The 25,692-nt window shown below is 68.1% G+C and carries 23 protein-coding genes and 1 pseudogene; 11 read left to right on the forward strand and 13 right to left on the reverse strand.

Translation table 11 applies throughout. The features are described 5' to 3' along the window. The first annotated feature begins 269 nt into the window (after window positions 1-269). Window positions 270-965: an HD-GYP domain-containing protein gene (locus tag P3W85_RS39250; protein ID WP_276268769.1), complete on the forward strand. Its 696-nt coding sequence runs from the start codon at window positions 270-272 to the stop codon at window positions 963-965. Between the two features lie 60 nt (window positions 966-1,025). On the opposite strand, the gene P3W85_RS39255 is transcribed toward P3W85_RS39250, so the two are convergent. From P3W85_RS39255 to P3W85_RS39280, 6 genes are all read right to left on the reverse strand, one after another. Beyond that, window positions 1,026-1,670, reverse strand: coding sequence for an OmpW/AlkL family protein (locus tag P3W85_RS39255; RefSeq protein WP_276268770.1), 645 nt, complete (start codon window positions 1,668-1,670; stop codon window positions 1,026-1,028). Between the two features lie 399 nt (window positions 1,671-2,069). After that, window positions 2,070-3,767 (reverse strand): 2-isopropylmalate synthase, encoded by a 1,698-nt coding sequence (gene leuA, locus P3W85_RS39260; protein WP_276268792.1) that lies wholly within the window; start codon window positions 3,765-3,767, stop codon window positions 2,070-2,072. A 677-nt stretch (window positions 3,768-4,444) separates the two neighbouring features. Next, window positions 4,445-4,765 (reverse strand): DUF6587 family protein, encoded by a 321-nt coding sequence (locus P3W85_RS39265; protein WP_276268771.1) that lies wholly within the window; start codon window positions 4,763-4,765, stop codon window positions 4,445-4,447. A 17-nt stretch (window positions 4,766-4,782) separates the two neighbouring features. Then, on the reverse strand, window positions 4,783-6,654 hold the full coding sequence (gene feoB, locus P3W85_RS39270) for a ferrous iron transport protein B (RefSeq protein ID WP_276268772.1): 1,872 nt from the start codon (window positions 6,652-6,654) through the stop codon (window positions 4,783-4,785). A 19-nt stretch (window positions 6,655-6,673) separates the two neighbouring features. Beyond that, window positions 6,674-6,979 (reverse strand): FeoA family protein, encoded by a 306-nt coding sequence (locus tag P3W85_RS39275; RefSeq protein WP_017229017.1) that lies wholly within the window; start codon window positions 6,977-6,979, stop codon window positions 6,674-6,676. 47 nt (window positions 6,980-7,026) lie between these two features. After that, window positions 7,027-7,275, reverse strand: coding sequence for a hypothetical protein (locus tag P3W85_RS39280; protein WP_276268773.1), 249 nt, complete (start codon window positions 7,273-7,275; stop codon window positions 7,027-7,029). Window positions 7,276-7,346: 71 nt separating this feature from the next. On the opposite strand from P3W85_RS39280, the gene P3W85_RS39285 reads away from it, so the two are divergent. Next, the gene (locus tag P3W85_RS39285) at window positions 7,347-7,646 is read left to right on the forward strand and encodes an antibiotic biosynthesis monooxygenase family protein (protein WP_017229015.1); all 300 of its coding nucleotides are present in this window, start codon (window positions 7,347-7,349) and stop codon (window positions 7,644-7,646) included. A 295-nt stretch (window positions 7,647-7,941) separates the two neighbouring features. Here the strand turns inward: P3W85_RS39285 and P3W85_RS39290 are convergent, their stop codons facing one another. Next, a complete protein-coding gene (locus P3W85_RS39290; protein ID WP_276268774.1) occupies window positions 7,942-8,823 on the reverse strand; it encodes a LysR substrate-binding domain-containing protein in 882 nt (293 codons plus the stop codon). A 302-nt stretch (window positions 8,824-9,125) separates the two neighbouring features. On the opposite strand from P3W85_RS39290, the gene P3W85_RS39295 reads away from it, so the two are divergent. The 4 genes from P3W85_RS39295 (at window position 9,126) to P3W85_RS39310 (ending at window position 14,041) form a co-directional block, all read left to right on the forward strand. Then, window positions 9,126-10,925, forward strand: a complete 1,800-nt coding sequence (locus P3W85_RS39295) for an acyl-CoA dehydrogenase family protein (RefSeq protein WP_276268775.1) — start codon at window positions 9,126-9,128, stop codon at window positions 10,923-10,925. 245 nt (window positions 10,926-11,170) lie between these two features. Then, a complete protein-coding gene (locus P3W85_RS39300) occupies window positions 11,171-12,151 on the forward strand; it encodes a Bug family tripartite tricarboxylate transporter substrate binding protein (RefSeq protein WP_017231378.1) in 981 nt (326 codons plus the stop codon). A 215-nt stretch (window positions 12,152-12,366) separates the two neighbouring features. Beyond that, a complete protein-coding gene (locus tag P3W85_RS39305) occupies window positions 12,367-12,822 on the forward strand; it encodes a PaaI family thioesterase (protein ID WP_276268776.1) in 456 nt (151 codons plus the stop codon). A gap of 67 nt (window positions 12,823-12,889) precedes the next feature. Continuing rightward, on the forward strand, window positions 12,890-14,041 hold the full coding sequence (locus tag P3W85_RS39310; protein ID WP_276268777.1) for a CaiB/BaiF CoA transferase family protein: 1,152 nt from the start codon (window positions 12,890-12,892) through the stop codon (window positions 14,039-14,041). A gap of 54 nt (window positions 14,042-14,095) precedes the next feature. On the opposite strand, the gene P3W85_RS39315 is transcribed toward P3W85_RS39310, so the two are convergent. The 4 genes from P3W85_RS39315 to P3W85_RS39330 form a co-directional block, all read right to left on the reverse strand. After that, complete coding sequence (locus P3W85_RS39315; RefSeq protein WP_276268778.1) at window positions 14,096-15,826, reverse strand: lactate permease LctP family transporter; 1,731 nt, start codon at window positions 15,824-15,826, stop codon at window positions 14,096-14,098. Window positions 15,827-16,093: 267 nt separating this feature from the next. Then, window positions 16,094-17,572 (reverse strand): LutB/LldF family L-lactate oxidation iron-sulfur protein, encoded by a 1,479-nt coding sequence (locus P3W85_RS39320; protein ID WP_017223976.1) that lies wholly within the window; start codon window positions 17,570-17,572, stop codon window positions 16,094-16,096. Continuing rightward, window positions 17,569-18,288: a LutC/YkgG family protein gene (locus P3W85_RS39325; protein WP_276268779.1), complete on the reverse strand. Its 720-nt coding sequence runs from the start codon at window positions 18,286-18,288 to the stop codon at window positions 17,569-17,571. Before P3W85_RS39325 ends, P3W85_RS39320 begins: the two co-directional genes overlap by 4 nt. Beyond that, on the reverse strand, window positions 18,285-19,061 hold the full coding sequence (locus tag P3W85_RS39330; protein WP_276268781.1) for a (Fe-S)-binding protein: 777 nt from the start codon (window positions 19,059-19,061) through the stop codon (window positions 18,285-18,287). Before P3W85_RS39330 ends, P3W85_RS39325 begins: the two co-directional genes overlap by 4 nt. A gap of 127 nt (window positions 19,062-19,188) precedes the next feature. Between P3W85_RS39330 and P3W85_RS39335 the strand changes: the two genes are divergently transcribed. Next, a complete protein-coding gene (locus tag P3W85_RS39335; RefSeq protein WP_276268794.1) occupies window positions 19,189-19,902 on the forward strand; it encodes a FadR/GntR family transcriptional regulator in 714 nt (237 codons plus the stop codon). Between the two features lie 141 nt (window positions 19,903-20,043). Here the strand turns inward: P3W85_RS39335 and P3W85_RS39340 are convergent, their stop codons facing one another. After that, window positions 20,044-21,081 (reverse strand): AI-2E family transporter, encoded by a 1,038-nt coding sequence (locus P3W85_RS39340; protein WP_017230630.1) that lies wholly within the window; start codon window positions 21,079-21,081, stop codon window positions 20,044-20,046. 249 nt (window positions 21,082-21,330) lie between these two features. Between P3W85_RS39340 and P3W85_RS39345 the strand changes: the two genes are divergently transcribed. From P3W85_RS39345 to P3W85_RS39360, 4 genes and pseudogenes are all read left to right on the forward strand, one after another. Then, window positions 21,331-22,713: an ethanolamine ammonia-lyase subunit EutB gene (locus P3W85_RS39345; RefSeq protein WP_276268782.1), complete on the forward strand. Its 1,383-nt coding sequence runs from the start codon at window positions 21,331-21,333 to the stop codon at window positions 22,711-22,713. Window positions 22,714-22,753: 40 nt separating this feature from the next. Beyond that, window positions 22,754-23,530: an ethanolamine ammonia-lyase subunit EutC gene (gene eutC / locus P3W85_RS39350; protein WP_276268783.1), complete on the forward strand. Its 777-nt coding sequence runs from the start codon at window positions 22,754-22,756 to the stop codon at window positions 23,528-23,530. A gap of 98 nt (window positions 23,531-23,628) precedes the next feature. Beyond that, window positions 23,629-23,796, forward strand: a pseudogene (locus P3W85_RS39355) (type II toxin-antitoxin system RelE/ParE family toxin); the annotation flags it as partial. Between the two features lie 12 nt (window positions 23,797-23,808). Next, window positions 23,809-24,123: a HigA family addiction module antitoxin gene (locus tag P3W85_RS39360; protein ID WP_017231076.1), complete on the forward strand. Its 315-nt coding sequence runs from the start codon at window positions 23,809-23,811 to the stop codon at window positions 24,121-24,123. 74 nt (window positions 24,124-24,197) lie between these two features. On the opposite strand, the gene P3W85_RS39365 is transcribed toward P3W85_RS39360, so the two are convergent. After that, entirely contained in the window at window positions 24,198-25,601 is a 1,404-nt protein-coding gene (locus P3W85_RS39365; RefSeq protein ID WP_276268784.1) for an FAD-binding oxidoreductase, read from the reverse strand. Window positions 25,602-25,692: the final 91 nt, after the last annotated feature.

Below are 25,692 nucleotides of genomic sequence, written 5' to 3' on the forward strand. Positions count from 1 at the left end.
GTGCCGCGGAATTCTGTCTGTGAAGCCAAGGCCCCTTGGCGATATGCCGGGTCAGGCATAGAATCTCGCGCTTTGCCGGCAATGTCTGTTACCGCGCCGCGCTCGCCCGAGGGTCGATGGGGCGGATCCAGCAGGTATCGGCCCCTCCCGTGGTGGGACAAGACACCCCGCGGCGCCGGCGATAAACTTCGAAGCGCCTGATGGCACCGCACGGCATGGCTTGCGTTCCGGCGGCCTTCGCACTTCGCACCTCGCGCGACTTTAGAACAATGACCAAGAATCACCATGCGGTCGTTACGCTGGCCAGCCTCACGCTTGCCGGCTGCTTGCGCTATCCGCATGCGTCAGGGCACCTGGTCCGTACCGCGGCCATCGCTGCCTGCCTTGCGGATCTGGTTGGCCTGGACGCGGCGGACTGCGAGCGCATACGGCTTGCCACGCCAGTGCACGACGTCGGCAAGCTTGCCATTCCCGATGCGGTGCTGCTCAAGCCCGGCAAGCTGCTTGCCGAGGAGCGCCAGGTGATGGAGCGTCACGCCGAAATCGGCGCGAACATACTTGCAGGCAGTTCGAATGCGCTGTTGCGGCTGGCGTCGCAACTCGCTCACCATCACCATGAGCGCTTCGATGGCACCGGCTATCCGTGCCGCCTCGCTGGCCGGGAGATCCCGCTGGCGGCGCGTATCGTGGCGGTCGCGGACGCATTCGATGCCATGACCGAAGCGCGTTGCTATCGCCCCGGGATGACCGACGACGATGCCTTGTCCATCGTCTCGGCGGGGTCCGGCACGCATTTCGACCCGGACGTGACGCGCATCTTTCTCGCCAGCATCCCGCAGATCCTGCACAGCCGCCGCTCAGCGGAAGCGCTGATCGCCGCCGGCTCCGAGATGGCCGTGGTCGCGCGCTTCTACGGCCTGAATCGCGGCGCATTGCGGCAGATCCCTCGCCGGGACCATGCCTGACGCGAAAGCTGCCGCAGCGTCCTTCGGGCTGGCGTCCCGGGCAGGCGTCCCGGGCGGGCGTTAGAAGCGGTAGCCCACGCCCATGCTGAACAGCCACGGATCCAGGCTCACGTTCGAGACCTTGACGCCGCCCGCCTTGACGTCGCTCGACAGCCACACCTTCTTGACGTCGGCATTGAGGAACCAGTTCTTGGTGAGCTTGTAGTCCATGCCGATCTGCAGCGCCGGCGCCACGCTCCAGCTATCGAGCGATAGCGAGTTGTTAGCGATGTCGGCACCCCAGATGCGGGTGAAATTCAGGCCGGCGCCCACATAGGGACGGAAGGTACCGTTGGGGATGAAGTGATACTGCACCAGCAGCGTAGGCGGCAGATGCGTGAAGGAGCCGATCTTGTTGCCGTCCAGCGAGACGTTCTGCTTCTGCGGCACGGTCAGCACGAGTTCGGCGGCGATGTGCGGCGTGAAGAAGTAGGTGACGTCGAGTTCGGGAATCCACTTGTCGTTCACCGTGATGCGGTCCGACGGGCCGACCCCGCCGATCGGGTCCGACTTGTTGGCCATGTTGAGGGAGGTGGCGCGCAGGCGCACCATCCAGTTGCCCTGCGTTTCGTCGTCGGCGGCGGCAGGCGTCGCGGCAACGGCACCGAGCAAGGCAAGTGTGGCAAGAACGGTGGTGGAAAGACGGGTAGGTAGAGACTTCTTCATGATGGTTGGCTCGCTTATTGGGAAACTTCACGCACAGTGTGGCGGAGCGTTCCTGGTCGAACCTTGACCGAAAGCAAGAAGATCCCTATCGGTGGCGCACGCTGCCCTGGGCGTCGCGGCGTTGCCACGGCGTCCCGTTCATCGGTGCCGATTGCAGCGGAATGCGCCCTGCATTGGTCCGTTCATGGCCGCCTTCCGCATTTCCAATGCCGGCGCGGGCTTCTAAGATCATGCGCAAATATTCGTGGCAGCGAGCCGCGGCGGGCCTTACGCTGTGCACACAGTCAAGCAACGAGCATGTCGTGGGCGTCCCGCAAGGGCGTCTTTCCGCGTGTGCCCCGTGGGGGCGGGGCACACCGGTTTTTCCGCGGCGAGACCTTGGTTGCGGATGCAGCCGTTTTAGTCCGCGATGGCCTCTTCGCGCTGCGCCTGGCTGGCGGCGCGCAGGTGGCGGTTTACACCCGAGACCACGGCCTTCAGCGAAGCCGTGACGATGTTGGCGTCGATGCCGGCGCCGAAACCGGTAGCGGAATCGCCTACGCGTACCTCCACATAGCAGGCCGCGGCGGCGTTCGCGCCGGACGAGAGTGCGTGCTCGTGGTAATCCATCACCCGTACCGGCATATCGAGCGCGCCGGCGAAGGCGCCGACGAACGCATCGATCGGGCCGTTGCCCCGGCCGCGCACGCTGACGGGTTTGCCCTCCCGCACCAGTTCCACTTCGATCTCCACCTGGCCTTTGCTGTCGGACACCAGCTGGTGGCCAGCGTAGCGCAGCGGCACCTCGTCTTCAAGATACTCGCGCCTGAACAGGCGGTAGAGATCGTCGGCGCTGGCTTCGAGCCCGCTCTGGTCCGTCATGGCCTGCACCGCGCGGCTGAATTCGATCTGCAGGCGCCGCGGCATATAGATGCCATGCACCTGCTCCAGCAGGTAAGCCATGCCGCCTTTGCCGGACTGGCTGTTGACGCGGATCACGGCATCGTAGCTGCGGCCAAGGTCCGCCGGGTCGATCGGCAGGTAGGGCACTTCCCAGATACCGTCGGCCTGCTGCTGCGCGAAGCCCTTGCGAATCGCGTCCTGGTGCGAACCGGAGAAGGCGGTGAAGACCAGGTCGCCCACATAGGGATGGCGCGGATGCACCGGCAACTGGTTGCAATGCTCCACGCACTGCCGCACTTCGTCGATATCGGAGAAATCGAGCGTGGGGTCCACGCCTTGCGTATAGAGATTGAGCGCCAGCGTGACAAGGTCGACATTGCCGGTGCGCTCGCCATTGCCGAACAGGCAGCCTTCCACGCGGTCCGCGCCGGCCATCACGGCGAGTTCGGCGGCGGCTACCGCGGTGCCGCGGTCATTGTGCGGATGGACCGACAGCACGATGTCGCTGCGTCTCGCGAGATGCCGGTGCATCCATTCGATCTGGTCGGCGAAGATATTGGGCGTGCTGCATTCCACCGTGGTCGGCAGGTTCAGGATCAGCGGACGGGCCGCGCTCGGTTGCCAGATGGCCGATACCGCATCGCAGACCTCGAGCGAAAAGTCCAGCTCGGTCATGCTGAAGGTTTCCGGCGAGTACTCGTACGACCAGGCGGTCCCGGGCATGGCGTCCGTCAGCGCCTTGATCAGCCGCGTGCCTTCCAGCGCGATCTCCTTGACCTCGTCGCGGCTCGCGCCGAACACAATGCGGCGGAAGGAGGGCGCGATGGGGTTGTACAGATGGATCACGGCGCGCGGCGCGCCGCGCACGGATTCGACGGTGCGGCGGATCAGGTCTTCCCGCGCCTGTGTCAGCACCACGATGGTGACGTCGTCGGGAATGCGGTCTTCCTCGATCAGCATGCGCACGAAATCGAAATCGGTCTGCGATGCCGAGGGGAAGGCCACCTCGATCTGTTTCAGGCCGATCTTGACCAGCTGCTCGAAGAATTGCAGTTTGCGCTGCGGACTCATCGGCTCGATCAGGGCCTGGTTGCCATCGCGCAGATCGGTGCTCATCCAGATCGGCGCGCGCGTGATGCGCTGATCGGGCCAGGTGCGATCAGCGAGATCGACGGCGACGGCGGGGCGGTATTTGGCGGCGGGGTTACGCAACATCATGACGGTTCTCCTTCCTCGCGGGAAGATGCGGGACGCGAAGCGCTAAAAAAAGGCGCTGAATGCTAAAGCGGAAAAAGGGTGGCGCAAGGCTGCCGAACTGCCACGAGGCCCTAGGCCCGGCAACCGATCGGTAGGTCTAGCAGTAGCGAGGAGGAGAGGCGCGCGGATAGCGCCGGCGCGATGGCCAGTGCACGGCCTGCCGCCAGCACGCGCGCGGCAGCGGCGATGCGGAACGCATCGGCGGCTTGGCGGTGGAGGCAGGTGGTCTGGTGCATTGCGCGCTGGGTGGGAAGCGGGGCCGGATGATACGGCTTCCGTGGATTCCTTGGGTGTTTTGGCCGGGTGCGATAACGCCTTTGCGGCAGCTATGCACCCGAAAGAGAATAGTCGAGAAGCGACGCGGGCGTCAAGTAGCCGGCCATCGGACGCGTCATGGCCATCAGGCGGTCCGGTCGCGAATACCCATGCCGATGATTGACCGGCTTTATTGGAATGCAACGGAATGATGCCCGGTGCCACTGGGCAGGTATCGGAGCGGGAAAGAGCGGCGGGAACGAGGGGCGCGCTATTGCGAAGGGGGCGGGCGAAGCTGCAAATCCGTGCCGCGCACCCCAAAGCGTACCCGTTTCTGCGTGGTCGAAAACACGCCGGCGACGGCGTGTTTTCGATGTGTTTCAGCGTTTCGCCACGAAGCGGATGACCTGCTCGCCCGCACGGGCGCCAGGCGCCGGCTGAGCGGCGTCCGTGGTGCTGGAGCCGCAGGTATTGCAGCCGCCGCTGTCGCAGCCGCTGGCGCAGCCGGCCGCGGCCTGCGGCGCCAGCCATGCCACGGCGCGCTGGCGCCATCCGGTGGCTGCGCCGCCGCCGAGACGCGCGGCCAGCCCGGCCTTGAGACGCTCGCGCGTACGCGGCGCGTAGCGCGCCGCCACCGAGACCGCGCAGGCCAGCACGATCAGCGGCACCAGCAGGGCTTCAAAGGCGTGGTAGAGGCTCATGGCTGCGGTCCTTTGCTTTAGCTGAACATCAGCGCGATGCGGTAGGTAGCGAAGGCGGCCAGGTAGCCCAGCCCTGCCAGGTAGGCGGCCGAGGCCGCCATCACCTTCCAGGAGTTGGTCTCGCGCCGGATCACCGCCAAGGTGGAGATGCATTGCGGCGCGAACACGTACCAGGCCAGCAGCGACAGCGCGGTGGCCAGCGACCATTGGGCGGCAATCATCGGCGCGAGCTGGCTGGCGACGGCGTCCTCGCTGCCGGACAGCGCATAGACGGTGGCCAGCGCGCCCACGGCAACCTCGCGCGCGGCCAGGCCTGGCACCAGCGCGATGCAGATCTGCCAGTTGAAGCCCACCGGCGCGAAGACATGCTCCAGCGCGCGGCCGATCATGCCGGCGAAGCTGTAGTCGATGGCCGGGCCGGTGGCGCCGGCCGGCGGCGACGGGAAGGTGGCCAGGAACCACAGCAGCACCGTCAGCGTCAGGATCACCTTGCCCACGCGGGACAGGAAGATGCGGGCACGCTCCCACAATCCGAGCGCCACGTCGCGCGGATTGGGGATGCGGTAGGAGGGCAGCTCCATCAGCAGCGGATGGTCGGTGCGGTCGCGGCGGAAATACTTCAGCACGTAGGCCACCACCAGCGCGCTCACGATGCCCGCCACATAGAGCGCGAACAGCACCAGCCCCTGCAGGTTGAACAGCCCCATCACCGTGCGCGCCGGGATGAAGGCGCCGATCAGCAGCGCGTACACCGGCAGCCGCGCGGAGCACGTCATCAGCGGCGCCACCAGGATGGTGGTGATGCGGTCGCGCGGGTCCTGGATGGTGCGGGTTGCCATGATGCCGGGAATGGCGCAGGCAAAGCTCGACAGCAGCGGGATAAAGGAGCGTCCGGACAGGCCGGCGCCCATCATCAGGCGGTCGAGCAGGAAGGCGGCGCGCGGCAGGTAGCCGGATTCTTCCAGCGTCAGGATGAACAGGAACAGGATCAGGATCTGCGGCAGGAACACGATGACGCTGCCCAGGCCGGCGATCAGGCCATCCACCAGCAGGCTGCGCAGCATGCCTTCGGGCAGGTGGCTGCCGACGATCTCGCCGAACCAGTGCACGCCGCCCTCGATGCCGTCCATCACCGGCGCGGCCCAGGAGAACACCGCCTGGAACATCAGGAACAGCAGCACGGCCAGGATCATCAGGCCGAACACCGGGTGCAGCACGATGCGGTCGAGCCGGTCGTCCATGGCGGCCGTGCGCGCCGGCATGGTGACGGCGGCATCCAGCAGGCGCTTGACCTCCTGGTGGACGTCCAGGTCGGAACCGGTCTCGGCGGGCGCCGCCGGCACCGCCGGCAGGGCGGCGTCGAGCGCGGCCAGCAGGTTGGTCGCGCCGTTCCGCTTGACGGCCACGGTCTCCACCACCGGCACCCCGAGCGCGGCGGCGAGCTTGTCGCGATCGATGTGGATGCCGCGCTTGGCCGCCGCATCGCTCATATTGAGCACCAGCACCATCGGCAGGCCCAGGCGACGCAGCTCCAGCACAAAGCGCAGGTGCAGGCGCAGGTTGGTGGCATCCACCACCGACACCAGCAGGTCGGGGCGCGGCTCGCCCGGGCGCTGGCCCAGGCATACGTCGCGCGTGATGGCCTCGTCGAGGCTGGCCGCATGCAGGCTGTAGGCGCCCGGCAGGTCGAGCACCCGCACCTGGCGGCCGGCCGGCGACACGAAATGGCCCTCCTTGCGCTCGACGGTGACGCCGGCGTAGTTGGCCACTTTCTGGCGGCTGCCGGTCAGGCGGTTGAACAGCGCGGTCTTGCCGCAATTGGGGTTGCCCACCAGCGCAACGCGCAGGGCGGGACGCTGGGAAGCGGAAGTCGGGGAGACGGCAGACATGGTCTTGGCAGGTGCCCGGTCAGGCAGCGGAGCGTTTGGCGGCGGGCGCGTCGGGCTGCGCGGCCGGGGAGATGCTGGAGACGGAAGCGCTGACCGCCTCCACGGTAATGCGCGCCGCCTCCGAGCGGCGCAACGCAAACCGGGTAAAGCCCACCTGGGCAACCAGGGGATCCATGCCGAAGGGCCCCAGCGCGATGACCTGCACGGCCTCGCCGGGGACAAAGCCAAGCTCGCGCAGGCGACGAGCCACGGGATCGTTGGAGGAGGTGTCATCGACAGTCACGATGACTGCGGCAGTGCGCCGCGGAAGTTCAGACAACCGCATGAGGCTTCCAGTCCGTTGGCGCGAGGCACGGCACGCGGTCGGCAAACTCACGCCAGGGTTGGTAAATGAAAATCGTTCCCATTGTAGCCGATTTGCCTGGCGGCGTTGTGTTTTTGCGCGGCTGAGCGTGGTGCTTGTGCAGATGAAAAGCAAGCAGCCACGCCGCGCTGCGCGCGCGGCTTGCGCAAAGGCGGCGTGCTCGCCGCTTCCATGCCGCTTGCCCGGCCGCCGCCGATACGCGGCAGGCGAGTGTTAGCATGGCAATCTGTATCGAGACCCACGAGAGCGGGCTGCATGAAGCCATCCTGCTTGCGCACGCCGCGGCTGTTGCGCGCTTCTCGACACGCCAATCCACGGAGAACGAACGATGATTTTCGAAATTGCGCAGTTTCAGATCAAACCGGGTACGGAAGCCGCCTTCGAGGCCGGCGTGGCCAAGGCCGCAACGTTGTTCCAGCGTGCCCGCGGCTGCCACGGCATGCGGCTGCTCAGGTCGATCGAGAATCCTTCGAACTACACGCTCGAAGTCAAGTGGGAAACCGTCGAGAACCACATGGTCGATTTTCGCGAGTCGGAGGATTTTGCCGAGTGGCGCAAGCTGGTCGGCGAGTACTTTGCCGCGGCGCCCGATGTGGGGCACGTCAGCGTCGCGGTAGCAGGGTTCTGAGGACAGCCGGTCCCGCTGTTTCACCCGTGACTGTTTCACCGGTGAGATGGGGGGAGCCGATTAACGCATTTGCGTTATTGGTCGGAAGGGGGGGAGCGGGTAAGCTCTCCGCACGCTGAACACCCCGTTCCACGCGTATTTTGACAATGCCGCTTGCCGGTAAAGCAAGTGGCATTCTTCTTTTGTGGGGATGGATTGCCGGGGCCGGGGATGGCACGGGGCCCGTCGACATCGATGTTGCCGCCTGATCGCCCGGCGATGTCCCGGGGCAAGGGGCGAGCCGCCGCCGGCCGCGTCACTCCCCCATCCTCTTGACCATCTCCAGAAACCGGTCCCTCGCGGGATCGTCCGGTCCCGCTTTCCACACGCAATACACTTCCGACGGCACCGTATCCTGCGCCAGTGGCAGGAACACCGCCCCTGCCATCGCCGAGCGCTGCAGCGCCGCCGGCACCACCGCCACGCCGGTCCCCTGCGATACCAGCGACACCACCGATAGCCAGTGCCGTACCTCATGCCGGATCTGCGGATAGAACCCCTGCGCCGCGCACATCTCGAAGATGCGGTTGTAGTAGTCGGGCGAAGCCTTGCGCGAGAACAGGACGAATGGCTCGCCACGCAGTTCGCTCAGCGCCACGGTGGCGTGGCTGGCCAGCGGGTGGTCGTCCGGCACGCAGCACAGGAACGGCTCGCTGTGCACCAGGGCGGTGGCGAGTTCATCCGGCACGCGGTTGGTGTGGATGAAACCGGCATCCAGCCCGTCGTGCAGCAGCGCGTCGATCTGCTCCTGCGAGTTGAGTTCGGTCAGCGCCACCTGGATGCCGGGATAGCTGGCCTGGAACGCGCGCAGGCGCTGCGGCAGGCCGCGGTACAGCATCGAGCCGACAAAGCCGACGCGCAGCCGCCCGACCGCGCCGGCTTCGATTTCGCGGGCCAGCAGGCGGGCGTCTTCAGCCTGCGCCAGCAGTGCGCTGGCCGATTCGCGGAAAGCCCGGCCGGCGGCGGTCAGGCGCACGCCGCGGCTGTCGCGCTCGAACAGCCGGGCACCCACCGAGGCTTCCAGTTGCTGGATATTGAGCGACAGCGGCGGCTGCGAGATCGACAGGCGGCGCGCGGCGCGGCCGAAATGCAGTTCTTCGGCGAGCACAAGGAAGTAGCGCAGGTGACGGAATTCCATGGCGATATAAAAATTATATGGATCAAGCCAATTTCAGTATTAGACACGAATCGCCGGGCTTTGAATAATGCAGACAAAGCATCCGCCCGCCACCCCGCGCGCAATGCCACGGCCAGGGCTCACGCAAGTGGGCCACGCACCATAAAGAGCCGACGCAAGCACCAAAAAGCACCAAAAAGCAGCAAGAGACAGCAAAACCACCAGATATCGCCAGAATGGCCCGCCAGCAGCCCGGACTTCCGCCCAGGGGCAGGCCAGGCCCTGGCCCGGCGTCATGTGCCGGCAACCACAGGAGACCCCACATGCAGACCAGCGCAGCGCGCCAGACCGTCATCCCGGCCACCGCCGCATCCGCCGCCACGCCCGCGCATCCCGTGCCCGACCAGCAGGGCGTCAACCTGTTCACCAGTGACCCGGACCTGCGCGCGCTGCTGCCGCTGTACCTGCCGCCCGACCTGTTCGCCCACCTGCTGCCCTATCTCGAGCGCATGGGCGGCCTGGCAGGCGGCGTGCTCGACGAACTCGCGCATACCGCCGACCAGAACAAGCCCACCCTGTCGCACCGCACCCGCACCGGCATCGATGCGCAGCGCATCGACAAGCATCCCGCCTACGTGGAACTCGAAAAAGTGGCCTTCTCCGAGTTCGGCCTGGCCGCGGCCTCGCATCGCGGCGGCGTGCTGGGCTGGGACAAGCCGATGCCGGCCGCGGCCAAGTACGCACTGACCTATCTGTTCGTGCAGGCCGAGTTCGGCCTGTGCTGCCCGCTGTCGATGACCGATTCGCTGACGCGCACGCTGCGCAAGTTCGGCGATCCGGCCCTGGTCGAGCGCTTCCTGCCCAATCTCACCACCCAGGTCTTCGAAGACCTGTACCAGGGCGCCATGTTCATGACCGAGCAGGGCGCCGGCTCCGACGTGGCCGCCACCACCACGCGTGCCGCCCGCGATCCCCAGGCCGAAGGCGGCTGGCGCCTGTCGGGCGACAAATGGTTCTGCTCCAACCCGGACGCCGCGCTGGCGATGGTGCTGGCGCGCGTCGAGGACGAAAACGGCGAGGCCGCTCCCGGCATCAAGGGCGTATCGCTGTTCCTGCTGCCGCGCACGCTGGCCGACGGCAGCGCCAACCAGTACCGCATCATCCGCCTGAAGGACAAGCTCGGCACGCGCTCGATGGCCAGCGGCGAGATCCGGCTGGAGGGAGCGCAAGCCTACCTGGTGGGCGAGCTGGGCCGGGGCTTCGTGCAGATGGCCGACATGATCAACAACTCGCGGCTGTCCAACGGCGTGCGTGCGGCCGGCCTGATGCGCCGCGCGCTGTCCGAGGGCCAGTTCATCGCGCGCGAGCGCCGGGCCTTCGGCAAGCGCCTGCTGGACATGCCGCTGATGCGCCGCCAGCTGCTCAAGCTCGCGCTGCCCACCGAGCAGGCCCGCACCATGGTGTTCCAGACCGCCGAGGCGCTGCGCCGCGCCGATGCCGGCGAGGCCGATGCCTATCCGCTGATGCGCGTGCTCACGCCGCTGATCAAGTTCCGCGCCTGCCGCGATGCCCGCAAGGTCACCGGCGACGCCATGGAGATGCGCGGCGGCTGCGGCTATATCGAGGAATGGAGCGACCCGCGCCTGGTGCGCGACGCGCACCTGGGTTCGATCTGGGAAGGCACCAGCAATATCGTCGCCCTCGACGTGCTGCGCGCGATCCGCCGCGAGGGTGCACTGCCGGTGCTCGATGCCCACCTGGCCGGCCTGCTGCAAGCCACGCCGCTGCATCCCGAGGCGCGCGCCGCGTTCACCAAGGCAATCTCCCGTGCCGGCACGCTGGCCGCCCGCGCCGCCGAAGCCGGAGCCGACGGCGATGTACTGGCCCGCCAGGCCGCATCCGGGCTGTACCACGTGACCAGCGCGGTCGCCATGGCCTGGGAAGCCGGCCGGATCGGCTCGGTCCGGCGCATGCGCCTGGCCCAGCTGGTGCTGCTGCACCGCGTGTTGCCGCAGGACCCGCTGGCGGGCGAAGCCGAACCCGACTGGCTGGCCGAGACCATTGCGCCGCCCGCCGATGCCGCGAGCGGCACCGGCAAGGTGGAACAGGTCAACCTGTTCTGAATTCGCGCGGGAGCCGGCCGAAGCCGACAGGATGCGCCAGAGCCGCTCGAGTTGACGAAGGCTGTCGCTCCTTCCTCATGGGGAGAGGGGAGCGGACAAGAGGTGGAAATCGCCACGCAATACCACAGCAGCAACCAGCAACAACCAGCCCCCGCAGCGCCGCCAGGACCCGGCGCCGCACACTCCGCCACGGCATCACCCGCCCGGTGGAGATAGACCAGACAGACCAATATCAGGAGACAAGCATGACCCTCTGGCAACGTATCGCGGCGGTCGCCGCCTGCACCCTCTGCGTGGGCGTGGCCCCCGCGCTGGCGCAGAAGGCATTCCCGTCCAAGCCCATCATGATGATCGTGACCTATCCGCCCGGCGGCCCGACCGACGTGATGGCGCGCACCCTGGCCGCGGCGCTCAAGCCCAGCCTCGGGCAGAGCGTGGTGGTGGAGAACCGTGCCGGCGCCGGCGGCAATATCGGTGCCGAAGCGGTGGCGCGTGCCGAGCCCGACGGCTACACGCTGATGTTCGGCACCTCGGCCCCGCTGGCGATCAATGTCAGCCTCTACCGCAAGATCAACTACGATCCGGTCAAGAGCTTCGCGCCGGTGATCCAGATCGGCGAGTTGCCCAATGTGCTGGTGGTGAACCCGTCGGTGCCGGCCAAGAACGTGAGCGAACTGATCGCCTATGGCAAGGCGCATCCCGGCAAGCTGACCTATGCCTCATCGGGTAACGGCGCTTCCTCGCACCTGGCCGGCGTGCTGTTCAACAACCTGGCCGGCACCGACTTCCGCCACATCCCCTACAAGGGCACCGGCCCCGCGCTCAATGACCTGCTCGGCGGCCAGGTCAGCATGGCCTTCACCGACGTGCTGACCGCGCTGCCCTTCATCAAGAGCGGAAAGTTCCGCGTGCTGGGCGTGACCACCAAGGGCCGCTCGCAGGCGCTGCCCGAAGTGCCCACGGTGGCCGAGCAGGGCGTGGCCGGCTTCGACGTTTCGGTGTTCTTCGGCGTGGTCGCGCCGGCAGGCACGCCGCCGGCGGTGATCGCGAAGCTCAACCACGCGTTCGCCGACGCGCTGAAGCAGCCCGACGTGCGCAAGACCCTGCAGGCGCAGGGCCTGGAGTTCGCATCGTCGACCACGCCCGAGCAGCTTGGCAGCTTCGTCAAGGCCGAGGTGAGCAAATGGCACGGCGTGGTGCAGAAATCGGGCGCCCAGCTGGACTGAGCGCACGGGGCCGCGCAGCGAGGCTATGAACGAATGCCGGTTCGGCGGTAGTATCGACGTTTGCGAACCGGCCTGCGCCCCGGCGCACGCGATGGCATGACAGCGCAGAGGTGGGCGCCGCAACGCAGCGGCGCCCGCTTTGCCTTCATGGCAGCCCGTCGTCCCATCATCCCGGCCCTCCATGACCGCCACCAACCGAACCGACCCCGCCGTATATGAACGATCTCTCCCAGCCCGCGCCCGTCAACGAGTTTGCCGGTGAAGCGCCGGGTGTGCTGTTCGCCCTGCCGATGCCGATGGCCCGTGTCTTCGGGCTGACCGGCGTGCACGTTGACGCCAAGGAGGCGCGCGTGCGCATGGCTTATCACCCCGATCACACCAACAGCCGCGGCGACGTGCACGGCGGCGCGCTGGCGACGTTGCTGGATTGCGCGCTGTCCTGCGCCGCGCGCGGCCACGACCCGCGCCGCTTCGGCGTGGCGACGATCGACCTGTCGCTGCATTTCACCGCGCCCGGACGCGGTGAACTGACGGCCACCGCCTGGTGCGAGCGGCGCGGCCGTTCCCTGTGCTTCGCGCGCGGCGAGATCCGCGACGAACAGGGAGAACTGCTGGCGCTGGCTACCGGCACCTTCAAGCTGCTCGAGCGCGCGAGCGCGCCGGCTGCCTGAGCAGGCAACGTCAACCGTCAATCGTGAATAGTCAATCGGCAATCGCCGCAGCTACGGAACCCATTCGATGAGCAAACTCCCTGTCACCCCCGGCGCGCTCGCCGGCATCCGCGTGGTCGATCTTTCCCGCATCCTGGGTGGCCCCTTCTGCGGCCAGATCCTCGGCGACCACGGCGCCGACGTGCTCAAGATCGAGCCGCCCCAGGGCGACGACACGCGTACCTGGGGCCCTCCGTTCAAGGACGGCGTGGCCTCGTACTACTTCGGGCTGAACCGCAACAAGCGCGTGATGCGCCTGGACCTCACCACCGACGCCGACCGCGAGGTGCTGCTGGCACTGCTGGCGGATGCCGACGTGCTGGTGGAGAACTTCAAGACCGGCACGCTGGAGAAATGGGGCCTGGGCTATGACGTGCTGTCGGCACGCTATCCGCGCCTGGTGCATTGCCGGGTTTCGGGCTTCGGCGCCGATGGCCCGCTGGGCGGCCTGCCCGGCTACGATGCCGCCATCCAGGCCATGGCGGGCATCATGAGCATCAATGGCGAAGCCGGCGGCGATCCGCTGCGCGTGGGTTTGCCGGTGGTGGACATGGTGACCGGCCTCAATGCCGCGCTGGGCGTGCTGCTGGCGCTGCAGGAGCGGGAGCGCAGCGGGCGCGGCCAGTTCGTCGAGGCGGCGCTGTACGACTCGGGCCTGTCGCTGCTGCACCCGCATGCGGCCAACTGGTTCATGAGCGGCAAGGAGCCCACCCGCACCGGCAACGCGCATCCGAACATCTATCCTTACGACACCGTCGCCACCGCCACCGACCCGATCTTTCTCGCGGTTGGCAACGATCGCCAGTTCCGCATCCTGTGCGAGCACCTGGACCTGCCCGCGCTGGCCGACGACGAGCGTTACGCCACCGCGGGCGCGCGCTCGGTCAACCGTGCCTTGCTGAAGGTGGAACTGGAGGCCCGCATGGGCAAGCTGGACGGCAAGGTGCTGGCCGATACGCTGGTGGCCGCCGGCGTGCCGTGCGCGCCGGTGCTGTCGGTGGCCGATGCCTTGCAGCACCCGCACACGGCGCACCGCGAGATGGTGGTGGAGATGGCGGACGGCTACAAGGGCCTGGGCTCGCCCGTCAAGCTGAGCCGCACGCCGGCCACCTACCGCTATGCGCCGCTGGCCGAGGGAGACCGGTTCCTGCCGCGCGCCGCCGCCAACGACAGCGAGTGAAGGCTGCGGCATGGCGATGGCCGCGCCTGGCGCGCGGCCATCGCCGGTGTCCGCTCAGTGCGGCACCATGCCCGTGAAGACGTAGGCCTGCAGCACGGTGATGATGCCCACGATCACCGCGAACAGCAGGCTGTGCTTGACGGTGAAGCGGAACAGCTCCGATTCCTTGCCGACCAGCCCGGTTGCCGCGCAGGCCACCGCGATCGATTGCGGCGAGATCATCTTGCCGGTCACGCCGCCGGTGGTATTGGCCGCCACCAGCAGCGTGTCGGACACGCCGATCTGGTGGGCGGTGGTGCTCTGCAGCGAGCAGAACAGCGCGTTCGACGACGTATCCGAACCGGTCAGGAACACCCCCAGCCAGCCCAGGAAGGGCGAGAAGAAGGGGAAGGCCGCGCCGGTGCCGGCCAGCAGCAGCGCCAGGGTCGACGACATGCCGGAGTAGTTCGCGACGAAAGCGAAGGCCAGCACCAGGCCGATCGACAGGATCGGGCGGCGCAGTTCCACCAGCGTCTCGCCGAAGGTAGCCAGCGCGTCGCGCGGCTTCATGCGCAGCAGCACGGCCGAGATCAGCGCGGTCAGCAGGATGGCGGTGCCGACCGCCGAGATCAGGTCGAGCTTGAACACGGCCTCGTAGGCCTTGGGCTGCGCGACGATCGGCGCGGTCTTGACGACCAGCTGGTCCAGCGCCGGCACATGGAATTTCAGCACCCAGCCGGCCAGCGCGCCGTCACCGGCGAACAGCGCCTTGAACGGTTGCAGGCTCCATACCGTGACGATGGCGGTGAGGATGCCGAACGGCGCCCAGGCGCGCACGGTCTGCGCCGCGGTATAGGGCGACGCGCGGCGGCTGTCGCCCGCGGCGTTGCCGATGCCACCGGCGTTGCCGAGGCCGCCGCCCACGCGCGCCAGCGCGGCCGCGCCACCGATGCCCGCCTTTACCGCGCCGCCGGCGCGCTGGCTTGCGCCGCGCGGCTGCCATACCTTCAGGAACAGCGTCAGCGATACCAGGCTGACCATCGCCGAGGTGATATCCGGCAGTTCCGGGCCGATGTGGTTCGAGGTGAAGTACTGCGTGATCGAAAAGCTGGCGCCGGTCACCAGCGCCGCCGGCCAGGTTTCCCTCACGCCGCGCTTGCCGTCCATGATGAACACCAGCCAGAACGGCACCGCCAGCGACAGCAGCGGCAGTTGCCGGCCGGCCATGGCGCCGATGTGCATGGCGTCGATGCCGGTCACCTGGCCCGCCACGATGATGGGAATGCCCATGGCGCCGAAGGCCACCGGCGCGGTGTTGGCGATCAGGCACAGGCCCGCCGCGTAGAGCGGGTTGAAGCCCAGGCCCACCAGCAAGGCTGCGGTGATCGCCACCGGCGCGCCAAAGCCCGCCGCGCCTTCCAGGAAGGCGCCGAAGGCGAAGCCGATCAGCAGCATCTGCAGGCGCTGGTCATCGGTGATGGCCAGCACCGACGCGCGGATGATGTCGAACTGCCCGGTCTTCACCACGATCTTGTAGAGGAACACCGCGGTCACGATGATCCAGGCGATCGGCCACAGGCCATAGGCAAAACCGAATCCGGCGGCTGCCAGCGCCTGCGGCACGGGCATGCCGTAGGCGAAGATGGCAACGCCGAGCGCCAGCAGCAGCGTGATGGCGGCGGCCACATGGCCCTTCATGCGCAGCACCGCCAGCGCGAGGAAGAAGAACAGGATGGGCACGGCCGCGGCCAGTGCGGACAGCCACAGGCTGCCTAGCGGCGTGTAGATCTGGGTCCAGGGTTGCACGGTGGGTCTCCTCCGTTGATTGCGTTTGGATGGGTATGCGTTGGGGGCGTGTCGTTGCTCGTGTCTTGTCTGTTTCTATGTTTCTTTGTTTCCTGGCTGGTTTGGGATTGCTTCCCTTTGCCAACTTCTTGTGCGACTGGCTAACTGCAAAGTCTCAAAGTCAAAGGCAGTTTCACCACCCCTGCGGGGAGCCGTATCGTCACGGCTCGCTTCGCATCGCCTTGGGTGTGGCCCGAGCACGGGCCTCACAAAAATCAGCGCGCCGGCTTACTCGGCTTGCCCGCGCTCGCGCAGCAAGTCGGACAGGCTGCGCGGCGCGGGCGTGAGCGGTGCCCGGTGCCGCGTCCAGCCGAGCTGGCGCGAAGGCGTAAGCGCACGCAGTCGCGTCGCCGCCCAGCGGAACAGCCGATAGGTGAAGGGATGCGCGAAGGCCCCGCTCCAGAAGCGCCAGATCAGGTGCTCGCCGCGGCTGTATTTCGCCCCCTGGCCGCGCAGCGGATGCGCGACGTGTTCGTCCGGCGCGCGGTTGGCTTCGGTGCGCAGGCGGATCAGCAGTTGCGGGATCGGGATGCGCACCGGACACACTTCGCCGCAGGCGCCGCACAGGCTGGAGGCGGTGGGCAGGTCGGCGGTGGCCTCGAGCCCGAGCAGGTGTGGCGAGATGATCTTGCCGATCGGCCCGGGATAGGTGGTGCCGTAGGCATGGCCGCCGATGCGCGTGTACACCGGGCAATGGTTCATGCACGCGCCGCAGCGGATGCATTGCAGGGTGGCGCGCAGTTGCTCGTCGGCATAGGCCTGGCTGCGGCCGTTGTCGAGCAGCACCAGGTGCACCTCGCGCGGGCCGTCGCGTTCGCCGCGGGCCTCGTTGCGCGGCCCGGAGATCAGGTTGAAGTAGGTGGTGATGGCCTGCCCGGTGGCCGAGCGCGTCAGCAGGCTGGCCAGCGGCACGATGTGCTCCAGCCTGGCCACCACTTTCTCCATGCCCATGATGGCGATATGCACATCGGGTACGGTGGTGGAGAGGCGGCCGTTGCCCTCGTTCTCCACCAGCCACAGCGTGCCGGTGTCGGCCGCGGCGAAGTTCACGCCGGACAAGCCGATATCGGCGTCGACGAACGCCTGCCGCAGCGCGCGCCGGCCGGTCTGGATCAGTTCGTCCACATCCTCGGTGTAGGGCGTGCCGGGGATATGCCGCTCGAACAGCTCGGCGATGTCGCCGCGCGTCTTGTGGATGGCGGGCATCACGATATGCGAGGGTTTCTCGCCGGCGAGCTGGACGATGTACTCGCCCATATCGGACTCGATGCAGTCGATGCCGCGCTCGGCCAGGTAATGGTTGAGCTCCATCTCCTCGCTGGCCATCGACTTGCCCTTGATCACGCGGCGCGCCCGGCGTGCCTGCGCAATGCCGTGCACGATGGCGTTGGCCTGTTCGGCGTTCTCGGCCCAATGCACCTGCACGCCGGCTGCCGTGAGTTTTTGCTCCAGCTGCACCAGCAGGTCCGGCAGGCGCGACAACGCATGCTGGCGCACCGCCTCGCCGAGGTCGCGCAGTTGTTCGAGTTCGTCTGCGTCGGGGAACTGCACGGCGCGCTTGGCCTGCAGGAAATCCATGGCGCCGCGGAAGCTGCTGCGCAGCTTGGGATCGTCGAGCGCGGCGCGCGTGCGTGCCTTGAAATCGGCCGCGGGCACGAAGTGCAGGGGCGCGGCGCCTGCCGCGCCGGTGGTGTTGGGCGTACTCATTGCCTGGCTCCCGTGGCCGCGCCGCGCGTGACGATGATCACCCACAGCTCGCGCGGGCCGTGCGCGCCGTAGGCCAGGGTCTGCTGGATGTCGGAGGTCTTGGACGGACCCGACACCAGCACCAGGTTGGTCGGCATGCCCGCGCTCCAGCGCTCGGCGCGGGCGGCGGCATGCAGGTCGGGATGCAGCGTATCGGCATAGACCAGCGCGATATGCAGCGGCGGCACCAGCGAGACGGTGCGCGGCGTTTGCGCGTCGGGCGCCAGGATCAGCGTGCCGGTGGCGGCGATGCCGGACCGGGCCACGGTAAAGCCGGCGTCAACGGTATCGAAGAGCTCGGCTTTCCAGGCTTCGATGGGGCGGTCGTAGGAGAGCGCCGTCACGGTGGCCGGCAGCGCGGCGGACAGCGCCGCGCCCTCCGGGCCGGACGGGTCCAGCAGCAGGCGCGTCGCGCCGGCGGCGGCGAGCCTGGCCGCCAGTTGCGCGGGCCATTCGTCGGCGCTGGCGCACCAGGCCTGCGCGTGCGATGCGCCCAGGGCCGCTTGCATGGCTTGCGCGTAGCCGGCCGCGGTGGCCGGGCCGGTGGATGCGGCTTGGCGGCGGCCTTGATAGTGCGCGTCGATGCGCGCATCCAGCTGGCTGGTATCGGCCCCGGCGGCCGGCGCGGCCGCGCGCAGGCGGCCCAGCATGCGTTCGCGGGAGGTCAGCTCGCTCATGCCTGGCCCCCGCTACGCCGCCACAGGAAGCTGGCGAGGTGCTCGACCGGCAGGGCCGCGCCCTGGTGTTTTGCCGCGTGGCCGATATTGAGCAGGCAGCCGCAATCGGCCGAGACCAGCCGGTCGCAGCCGGTGGCGCAGGCCGAGGCGATCTTGTCCTGCACCATGGCGCCGGAGATATCGGGATGCTTGAGGGAGAAGGTGCCGCCGAAGCCGCAGCATTCGGATTCGCGCTGGTGCTCGGCACGGGTGACGCCGGGCAGGGCGTCGACCAGGGCCACGCCATGCTCGCGCGTACCCATTTCCCGGCGCGCCGCGCAGGAGGTATGCAGCACCACGGTCTCGGGCGGCTGCCCGGCGGCACCGCCGGCGTCGAAGCGTACCTTCAGCACGTGCAGCAGGAATTCGCTTAGCTCATACACGCGTTCGGCGAGTTCGCGTGCCTTGGGGCCTGCCACCGGGTCGTCCACGAAGAGCTGGGGCCAGTGGTGCCGCATCATGCCGGCGCAAGAGCCCGACGGCACGATCACCGGCCATGGCTGGGCGAACAGGTCGAGCTGGGCGCGCGCCACGTCGCGCGCCTGTTCCGGGTTGCCGCTGCTATAGGCCGGCTGGCCGCAGCAGCTCTGTCCGCGCGGGAAGTGCACCGTCAGGCCTTCGCGCTCCAGCAGGCGCACCGCATCGAGGCCGGCTTGCGGCACGAACAGGTCGACCAGGCAGGTGGCGAACAGGTAGGCCTGCGCCGGGGCAGGGGGGTAGCGCCTTTGCTTCATGTCTCGCTCCGTGGGGCCGGCGCCTGGCTGTCAGGCCTGCCGATGTTTGGCGCATAATTCCGCGAGACGCGCGCCGGTTCAAATTGGTTGGACCAGGCGGGGGCGATGGATGATTTCGGAGCGGAAGATGGCGGCGGGCATGCAGGCGCGCGGGCGCGTGGAACAGGTCATGCGGAAACTGGAAACGGCCATGCTGGACGGCACCTGGCCGGCCGGCGCCCGCCTGCCCGCGGAGCGGCTGCTGGCCGAACAATACGGGGTCGCGCGCAATACCATCCGCGAGGCCATCCAGCGGCTGGCGGCGCGCGGGCTGCTGCAGAGCCGGCAGGGCGCCGGGGTGTTCGTGACCGATCAGCTGCGCACCGGCATCGCCTCGCCCTGGCGCCAGCTGGTGGCCGACCACCCGGTGCTGCGCGACGATATCCTGGAGTTCCGCCGGGTGCTGGAAGGCGCCACCGCCTACTTCGCCGCGCTGCGTGCCGACGCCGCCGACCTCAAGCGCATCCGTGGCCTGCTGCGCGCGCTGGAGACCTCCCGCGAGCAGGACGACAAGGCGGCCGAGGCCGAGGCCGACGCCAGGCTGCACGAGGCCATTGCCCAGGCCTCGCACAACACCATGTTCCTGCATCTGCATACCAGCGTGATCGGCATGCTGCGCGAGCACATCACCATCAACGGCACCGGCCTGCGGGTGCAGGACGAAGACGCCTCCGCGCTGCTGCTGCTACAGCACCGCACGCTGTGCGAGGCGATCTGCGCGCGCCGCCCGGAGGAGGCGCGCACGGCCATGCAGACGCATATCGATTTTGTGCGCAGCCGCGTGGAAGAGGGCGCGGCTTAGGCGGAATTGGTCCAACCACGTCCGGATTGCCGGCATCCTTGCCTGCCGCCGCGGGTTTCCTGTGCCGGCGGCAGCGCTCCGCGGCGGCCGGGGATGGGCAATAGCGGGTAAATACCTACGCCTTGCCTGCCCCTCGCCGGCTCAGACCAGCCCGGCGTTGGCCAGTTCGCGCTTCAGGTAGGCGTAATAGATCGGCCCGGCGATCACGCCCGGGATGCCGTACAGCGATTCCATCAGCAGCATCACCGTCAGCAGCTCCCAGGCGGCGGCGTTGATGCGCGCGCCGATGATGCGCGCGTTGAGGAAGTATTCGAGCTTGTGGATCACCACCAGGTAGAACAGCGAGACGATCGCCATCGGCAGCGAGATCGACAGCGAGGCCACCACGATGCCCGCGTTCGATACCAGGTTGCCCAGCACCGGCAGCAGCCCGACCAGGAAGGTCAGTGCCACCAGCGTCTTGGACAGCGGCAGGTGCACGCCGAACAGGGGCAGCACCACCAGCAGGTAGATCGCCGTCAGCACGGTGTTGATCAGCGAGATCTGCACCTGGGCGAAGATGAACTGCGAGAAGGCCAGTTGCAGGTTGCGCGCCCGCTCCACCAGCGCGCTGGCCAGCGGCCTGCGGTTGGGTTTGACGATGGCGCGGTAGAGCGCCACCATGGCGCCGATCACGAAACCGATCAGGATGTGCGCCAGGGCGCGCAGTACCTCGGCGCCGAATTTCTGCGCCATCTGCGCGTGTTCGCGCAGCCAGGCGATCAGCGTGGTGGCCAGTTCGTCCACGCCGCGGGGCAGCGCGTTGCTCACCCATACCGGCAGTTGGGCGCGCGATTTGTCGATGATGTCGGCGGTGCGGATCAGCAGGGTGTCCAGGGTGTTGCCGTCGCCGCTGACGAAGCGCACCAGCCCCCACACGCCAAGCGTCAGCACCAGCAATGTGACCGACGACAGGATCGCCACCGCCAGCACGTCATGGCGCTGGTGCAGGCGCACCAGCCTGGGTGCCAGCACATCCACCAGGGAGTACAGCAGCAGGCCCGCCATCAGGGCTGACACCAGGTTGGCCTGCATCACCACCCAGAGCGCCAGGGCGGTCAGGATGTAAGCGGCCGTGCCGACACTGAACCACTTTGCTTCCGGCAAGCGGGGCAAGCGCGGCGGATCGGGTTGATTCATCAAGTCTCCTGCGTGGATGGCCGCGACGTCGGGAGGACGGGCGGGCGTCTGTGGATTGTACGTCGCTTGATTGTCCGGTGCGCGGGTGGCGATGGCAAGCGCGGACTATCGTACAAGGGCGACAACGTACGCCCGCGATTGCTATGATCGGGCTGGCGTTCGCGCATCCGCCAGCCTGCGGCCCGGCCCCTTGCCGGCGCACGGCCTGCAACGGGGCGCTCTTTCGTGGCTGACCGGGACGGATCGATCATGACCTTTGCCCACACCGTGGCGTCGCGGCGCCATTTCTTTGCCGATCTCAAGACCTTGCTGGCCAAGGCCAGCCCGGCGCGCTCGGGCGACTGCCTGGCCGGCCTCGCCGCCGCCAGCGAAGAGGAACGCATGGCCGCGCGCATGGCGCTGGCCGAGCTGCCGCTGGCGCATTTCCTGAGCGAAGCGCTGGTGCCCTACGAGGAGGACGAGGTCACGCGCCTGATTGTCGATCGCCATGACGGCCAGGCCTTCCGCGAGATCGCCGCCCTCACCGTGGGTGACTTCCGCAACTGGCTGCTGCTGCACGAGACCGACACCGCCGTGCTGGCGCGCGTGGCGCGAGGTATTACGCCCGAGATGGCGGCCGCGGTCAGCAAGCTGATGCGCAACCAGGACCTGGTGGCGGTGGCGCGCAAGTGCCGCGTGGTCACGCGCTTTCGCAATACCATCGGCCTGCCAGGGCGGCTCTCGGTGCGGCTGCAGCCCAACCATCCCACCGACGACGCCCGCGGCATCGCCGCTTCGATGATCGACGGCCTGCTCTATGGCTGCGGCGACGCCACCATCGGCATCAACCCGGCCAGCGACAACCTCGGCGCCATTGTCATGCTGCTGCGCCTGGTCGACGACCTGCGCTGCCGCTTCGACGTGCCGACCCAGTCCTGCGTGCTCACGCACGTCACCAATACCCTGCGCGCCATCGAGCAGGGCGCGCCGGTGGACCTGGTGTTCCAGTCGGTGGCCGGCAGCGAGCGCGCCAATGCCGGCTTCGGCATCAGCCTGGCGCTGCTGCGCGAGGCGCACGACGCCGCGCAAGGCCTGGCGCGCGGCACCGTGGGCAACAACCTGATGTACTTCGAGACCGGCCAGGGCAGCGCGCTGTCGGCCAATGCGCACCATGGCGTGGACCAGCAGACCATGGAGGCGCGCGCCTATGCGGTGGCGCGCGAGTTCTCGCCGCTGCTGGTGAACACGGTGGTGGGCTTTATCGGCCCCGAATACCTGTACGACGGCAAGCAGATCATCCGCGCCGGGCTGGAGGACCACTTCTGCGGCAAGCTGCTCGGCGTGCCGATGGGCTGCGACGTCTGCTACACCAATCATGCCGAGGCCGACCAGGACGATATGGACACGCTGCTGACGCTGTTCGGCGTGGCTGGCATCAATTTCATCATGGGCGTGCCCGGTGCCGACGACATCATGCTGAACTACCAGAGCACTTCCTTCCACGACGCGCTCTACCTGCGCGACACGCTGGGCCTGCGGCCGGCGCCGGAGTTCGAGGACTGGCTGCAGCGCATGGGCATCCTCGACGCGGACGGACGCCTGCTGGAGCTGGCCGAGCGCCAGCCGCTGCTGCAACTCGCCCACGGCCTGTGAGGGCCGCCTGATTCCACCGCGCACGTCCGGGGCCGCCGCCATGAGCCAGAAGCTGATCCACGACAACCCCTGGCAACGCCTGCGCCAGTTCACCGTGGCGCGCATCGCGCTGGGCCGCGCCGGCAACAGCCAGACCACGGACACGGTGCTCGCCTTCGGCCTGGCACACGCGCAGGCGCGCGATGCGGTGCACCTGCCGTTGGCGCGTGCCGTCATCGAGCAGGCGTTGCGCGATGCAGGCTTTGCCAGCGTGGCCGCGCACAGCGCTGCGGCCGATCGCCAGCACTATCTGCGGCGCCCGGACCTGGGCCGGCAGCTCGACCACGCCAGCCGTGCAAGCCTGGCGCAGGCGCGCCCGGCTGATGCGCCCGACGTGGTCTTCGTGATTGCCGATGGCCTGTCCGCGCTGGCTGCCGAACGCCATGGCGTGCCGCTGCTGCTGGCCGCGCGCGAGCGCCTGCCCGGCTGGCGTATCGGGCCCGTGGTGGTGGCCGAACAGGCGCGCGTGGCGCTCGGCGACGAGGCCGGGCTGTTGCTCGGCGCGCGGCAGGTGGTGATGCTGATCGGCGAGCGGCCGGGGCTCAGCTCGCCCGACAGCCTGGGGGTCTATCTCACCCACGACCCGCGTCCCGGCCGCAGCGACGCCGAGCGCAACTGCATCTCCAATGTGCGCCCGGAAGGACTGTCCTATGCGCAGGCCGCCGACAAGCTTGCCTTCCTGCTGCGCGGCGCGCTGGCGCTGGGGCGCAGCGGCGTGGACCTGAAGGATGACAGCGGGCATGCGGCGCTGCCGGCGTCTGGCGTAAAGACCGGCTGAGAGACCGATCGACCCGGCCGCCCACGCGGGCGGCCGGGCGTAGCCGTGCCGTTTTGCCATCGCACCACAACAAACAAAGAAGAAAATTGCCATGAAGCTCCGCCGCCACGCTAGACTTCCTGCGATCTCCGCCTGGCAACCGGCTGGAAGCGCTGGGAGGGAACCGCAAGGGGCAGCACAGCATCCGGGTCAACGATCAGTGGCGAGTGTGCTTCGTTTGGACGCCAGACGGCCCGGAGGCCGTCGAGATCGTGGACTATCACTGAAAGGAGATCACCATGGCCCGCTTCCAGAACGGTATGCGACCGATCCATCCCGGCGAAATCCTCCGCGAGGAGTTTCTGGTTCCTCTGGGTATGAGCGCCAACGCGCTCGCTGTGGCACTGCATGTCACCGCGGCCCGCATCAACGACATCGTGCGCGAACGCCGGGGGATTACGCCGGACACCGCCATGCGGCTGGCGCGCTACTTCGGCGGTGATGCCGAGTCCTGGCTCAACCTGCAACAGGCTTATGACCTGAAAATCGCGCAGCGCGAACACGGCAAAGAGATTGCCGCCCAGATCGCGCCACGCGACCTCGCGGCAGCTTGAACACATGACGGCGCGAACCGGGGCAGGCAACTTGCGATTTGCGCGCGCTCGCTTGCGGCATCAATGCGCCTTCATCAAGCGGGATCGAACACCCGCCCCGGACTGAGAATATTGTGCGGATCCAGCGCCCGCTTGAGCAACCGCATCAACCCCAGCTCCTCCGGCGTGCGCGAGCAGTGCAGGTAGGGTTTCTTGTGAAAGCCGATGCCGTGCTCGGCGGAGACGCTGCCTTTGAACGCCTGCACTACGCCGTACATCACATCCGAGATTTCGTGCTCGGGAAAGTCCGCGTCGGTGGCGCCGGGCAGGTACACGCTGACATGCAGGTTGCTGTCGCCCACGTGGCCGAAGTTGACCAGCTCGGCATGCGGCCACGTCGCCAGCACGCGCTCGCGCAGCGTAGCCGCGAACTCGCCGATGCGGCCGATCGGCAGGCTGACGTCGTAGGCGGCATTGGGTGCCCACATCACGGGGAATTCGGCCACCGCGTCGCGTAGTTGCCAGAAGCGCTGCGCTTCCTTGTGGCTGGACGCCACCGCGGCGTCCTGGATCAGGCCGGCTTCCATGGCGGATTCCAGCATGCCCTGGAAGGCGGGGGCGTCCTGCGCGTCGTCATTGCCCTGCAGGTCGAGCAGCACGTAGAACGGGTGGCCCTGCGGCAGCGGCGCGCGCACGCCCGGCACGCGCGTGGTCACCAGCTGGTAGAAGTCCGCCCACATGGCCTCGAAGGCGGAGAGCCGGCCCGAGAGCTTGCGCTGTGCGTGGCGCAGCAGCGACACCACATCCTCGTAGCTGGAGAGCGCGCACAGCGCGGTCTGGGTGGCCGAGGGCAGCGGCGCGAGCCGCAGCACGGCGCGGGTGATCACGCCCAGCGTGCCTTCGCTGCCGACGAAGAGCTGGCGCACGTCGTAGCCCGCATTGTTCTTCTGCATCTTGTTGAGCGACGACACCACCGTGCCGTCGGCCAGCACGGCTTCCAGGCCCAGCACCTGGTCACGCATCATGCCGTAGCGGATCACGCGGCTGCCGCCTGCGTTGGTGGCGATATTGCCGCCGATCTGGCAACTGCCGCGCGCGCCCAGGTCCACCGCCAGCAACCAGCCGGCCGCGCGCGCGGCCTCTTGCGCGGCCTGCAGCGTGGTGCCCGCCATCACCGTCATGGTGCCGGCCTGCGCATCGATTTCTTCCACGCCGCGCATGCGTTCCAGCGACAACACAACCTCGCCGCCTTCCGGCGTCGCCGCGCCGGCCAGCCCCGTCAGGCCGCCCTGCGGCACCACCGGCTGGCGCAGCCGGTGGCACAGCGCGAGCACCGCGGCCACTTCCTGCGTGGTGCGCGGGCGCACCACGGCCAGCGGCGGCACCGCGCCGAGCGGCGCGTACCAGTCCTTGCGGAAGCGGGTCTCGATGGCGTCGCCCGCCTGCAGGCCGGCGGGGTCGAGCAGCTTGGCCAGTTCGGCGATGATGGTGTCGGTCATGGCAACGATATCCGGGTATGGAAAGCAGCAATGCTAGGAGAAGCCGGCGGTAGCCGTAAGGGCCAATTCAGGCTGGCCGCATGGCGCCACG

The organism is Cupriavidus basilensis, from assembly GCF_029335485.1.
Taxonomy (GTDB): Bacteria; Pseudomonadota; Gammaproteobacteria; order Burkholderiales; family Burkholderiaceae; genus Cupriavidus; species Cupriavidus basilensis_E.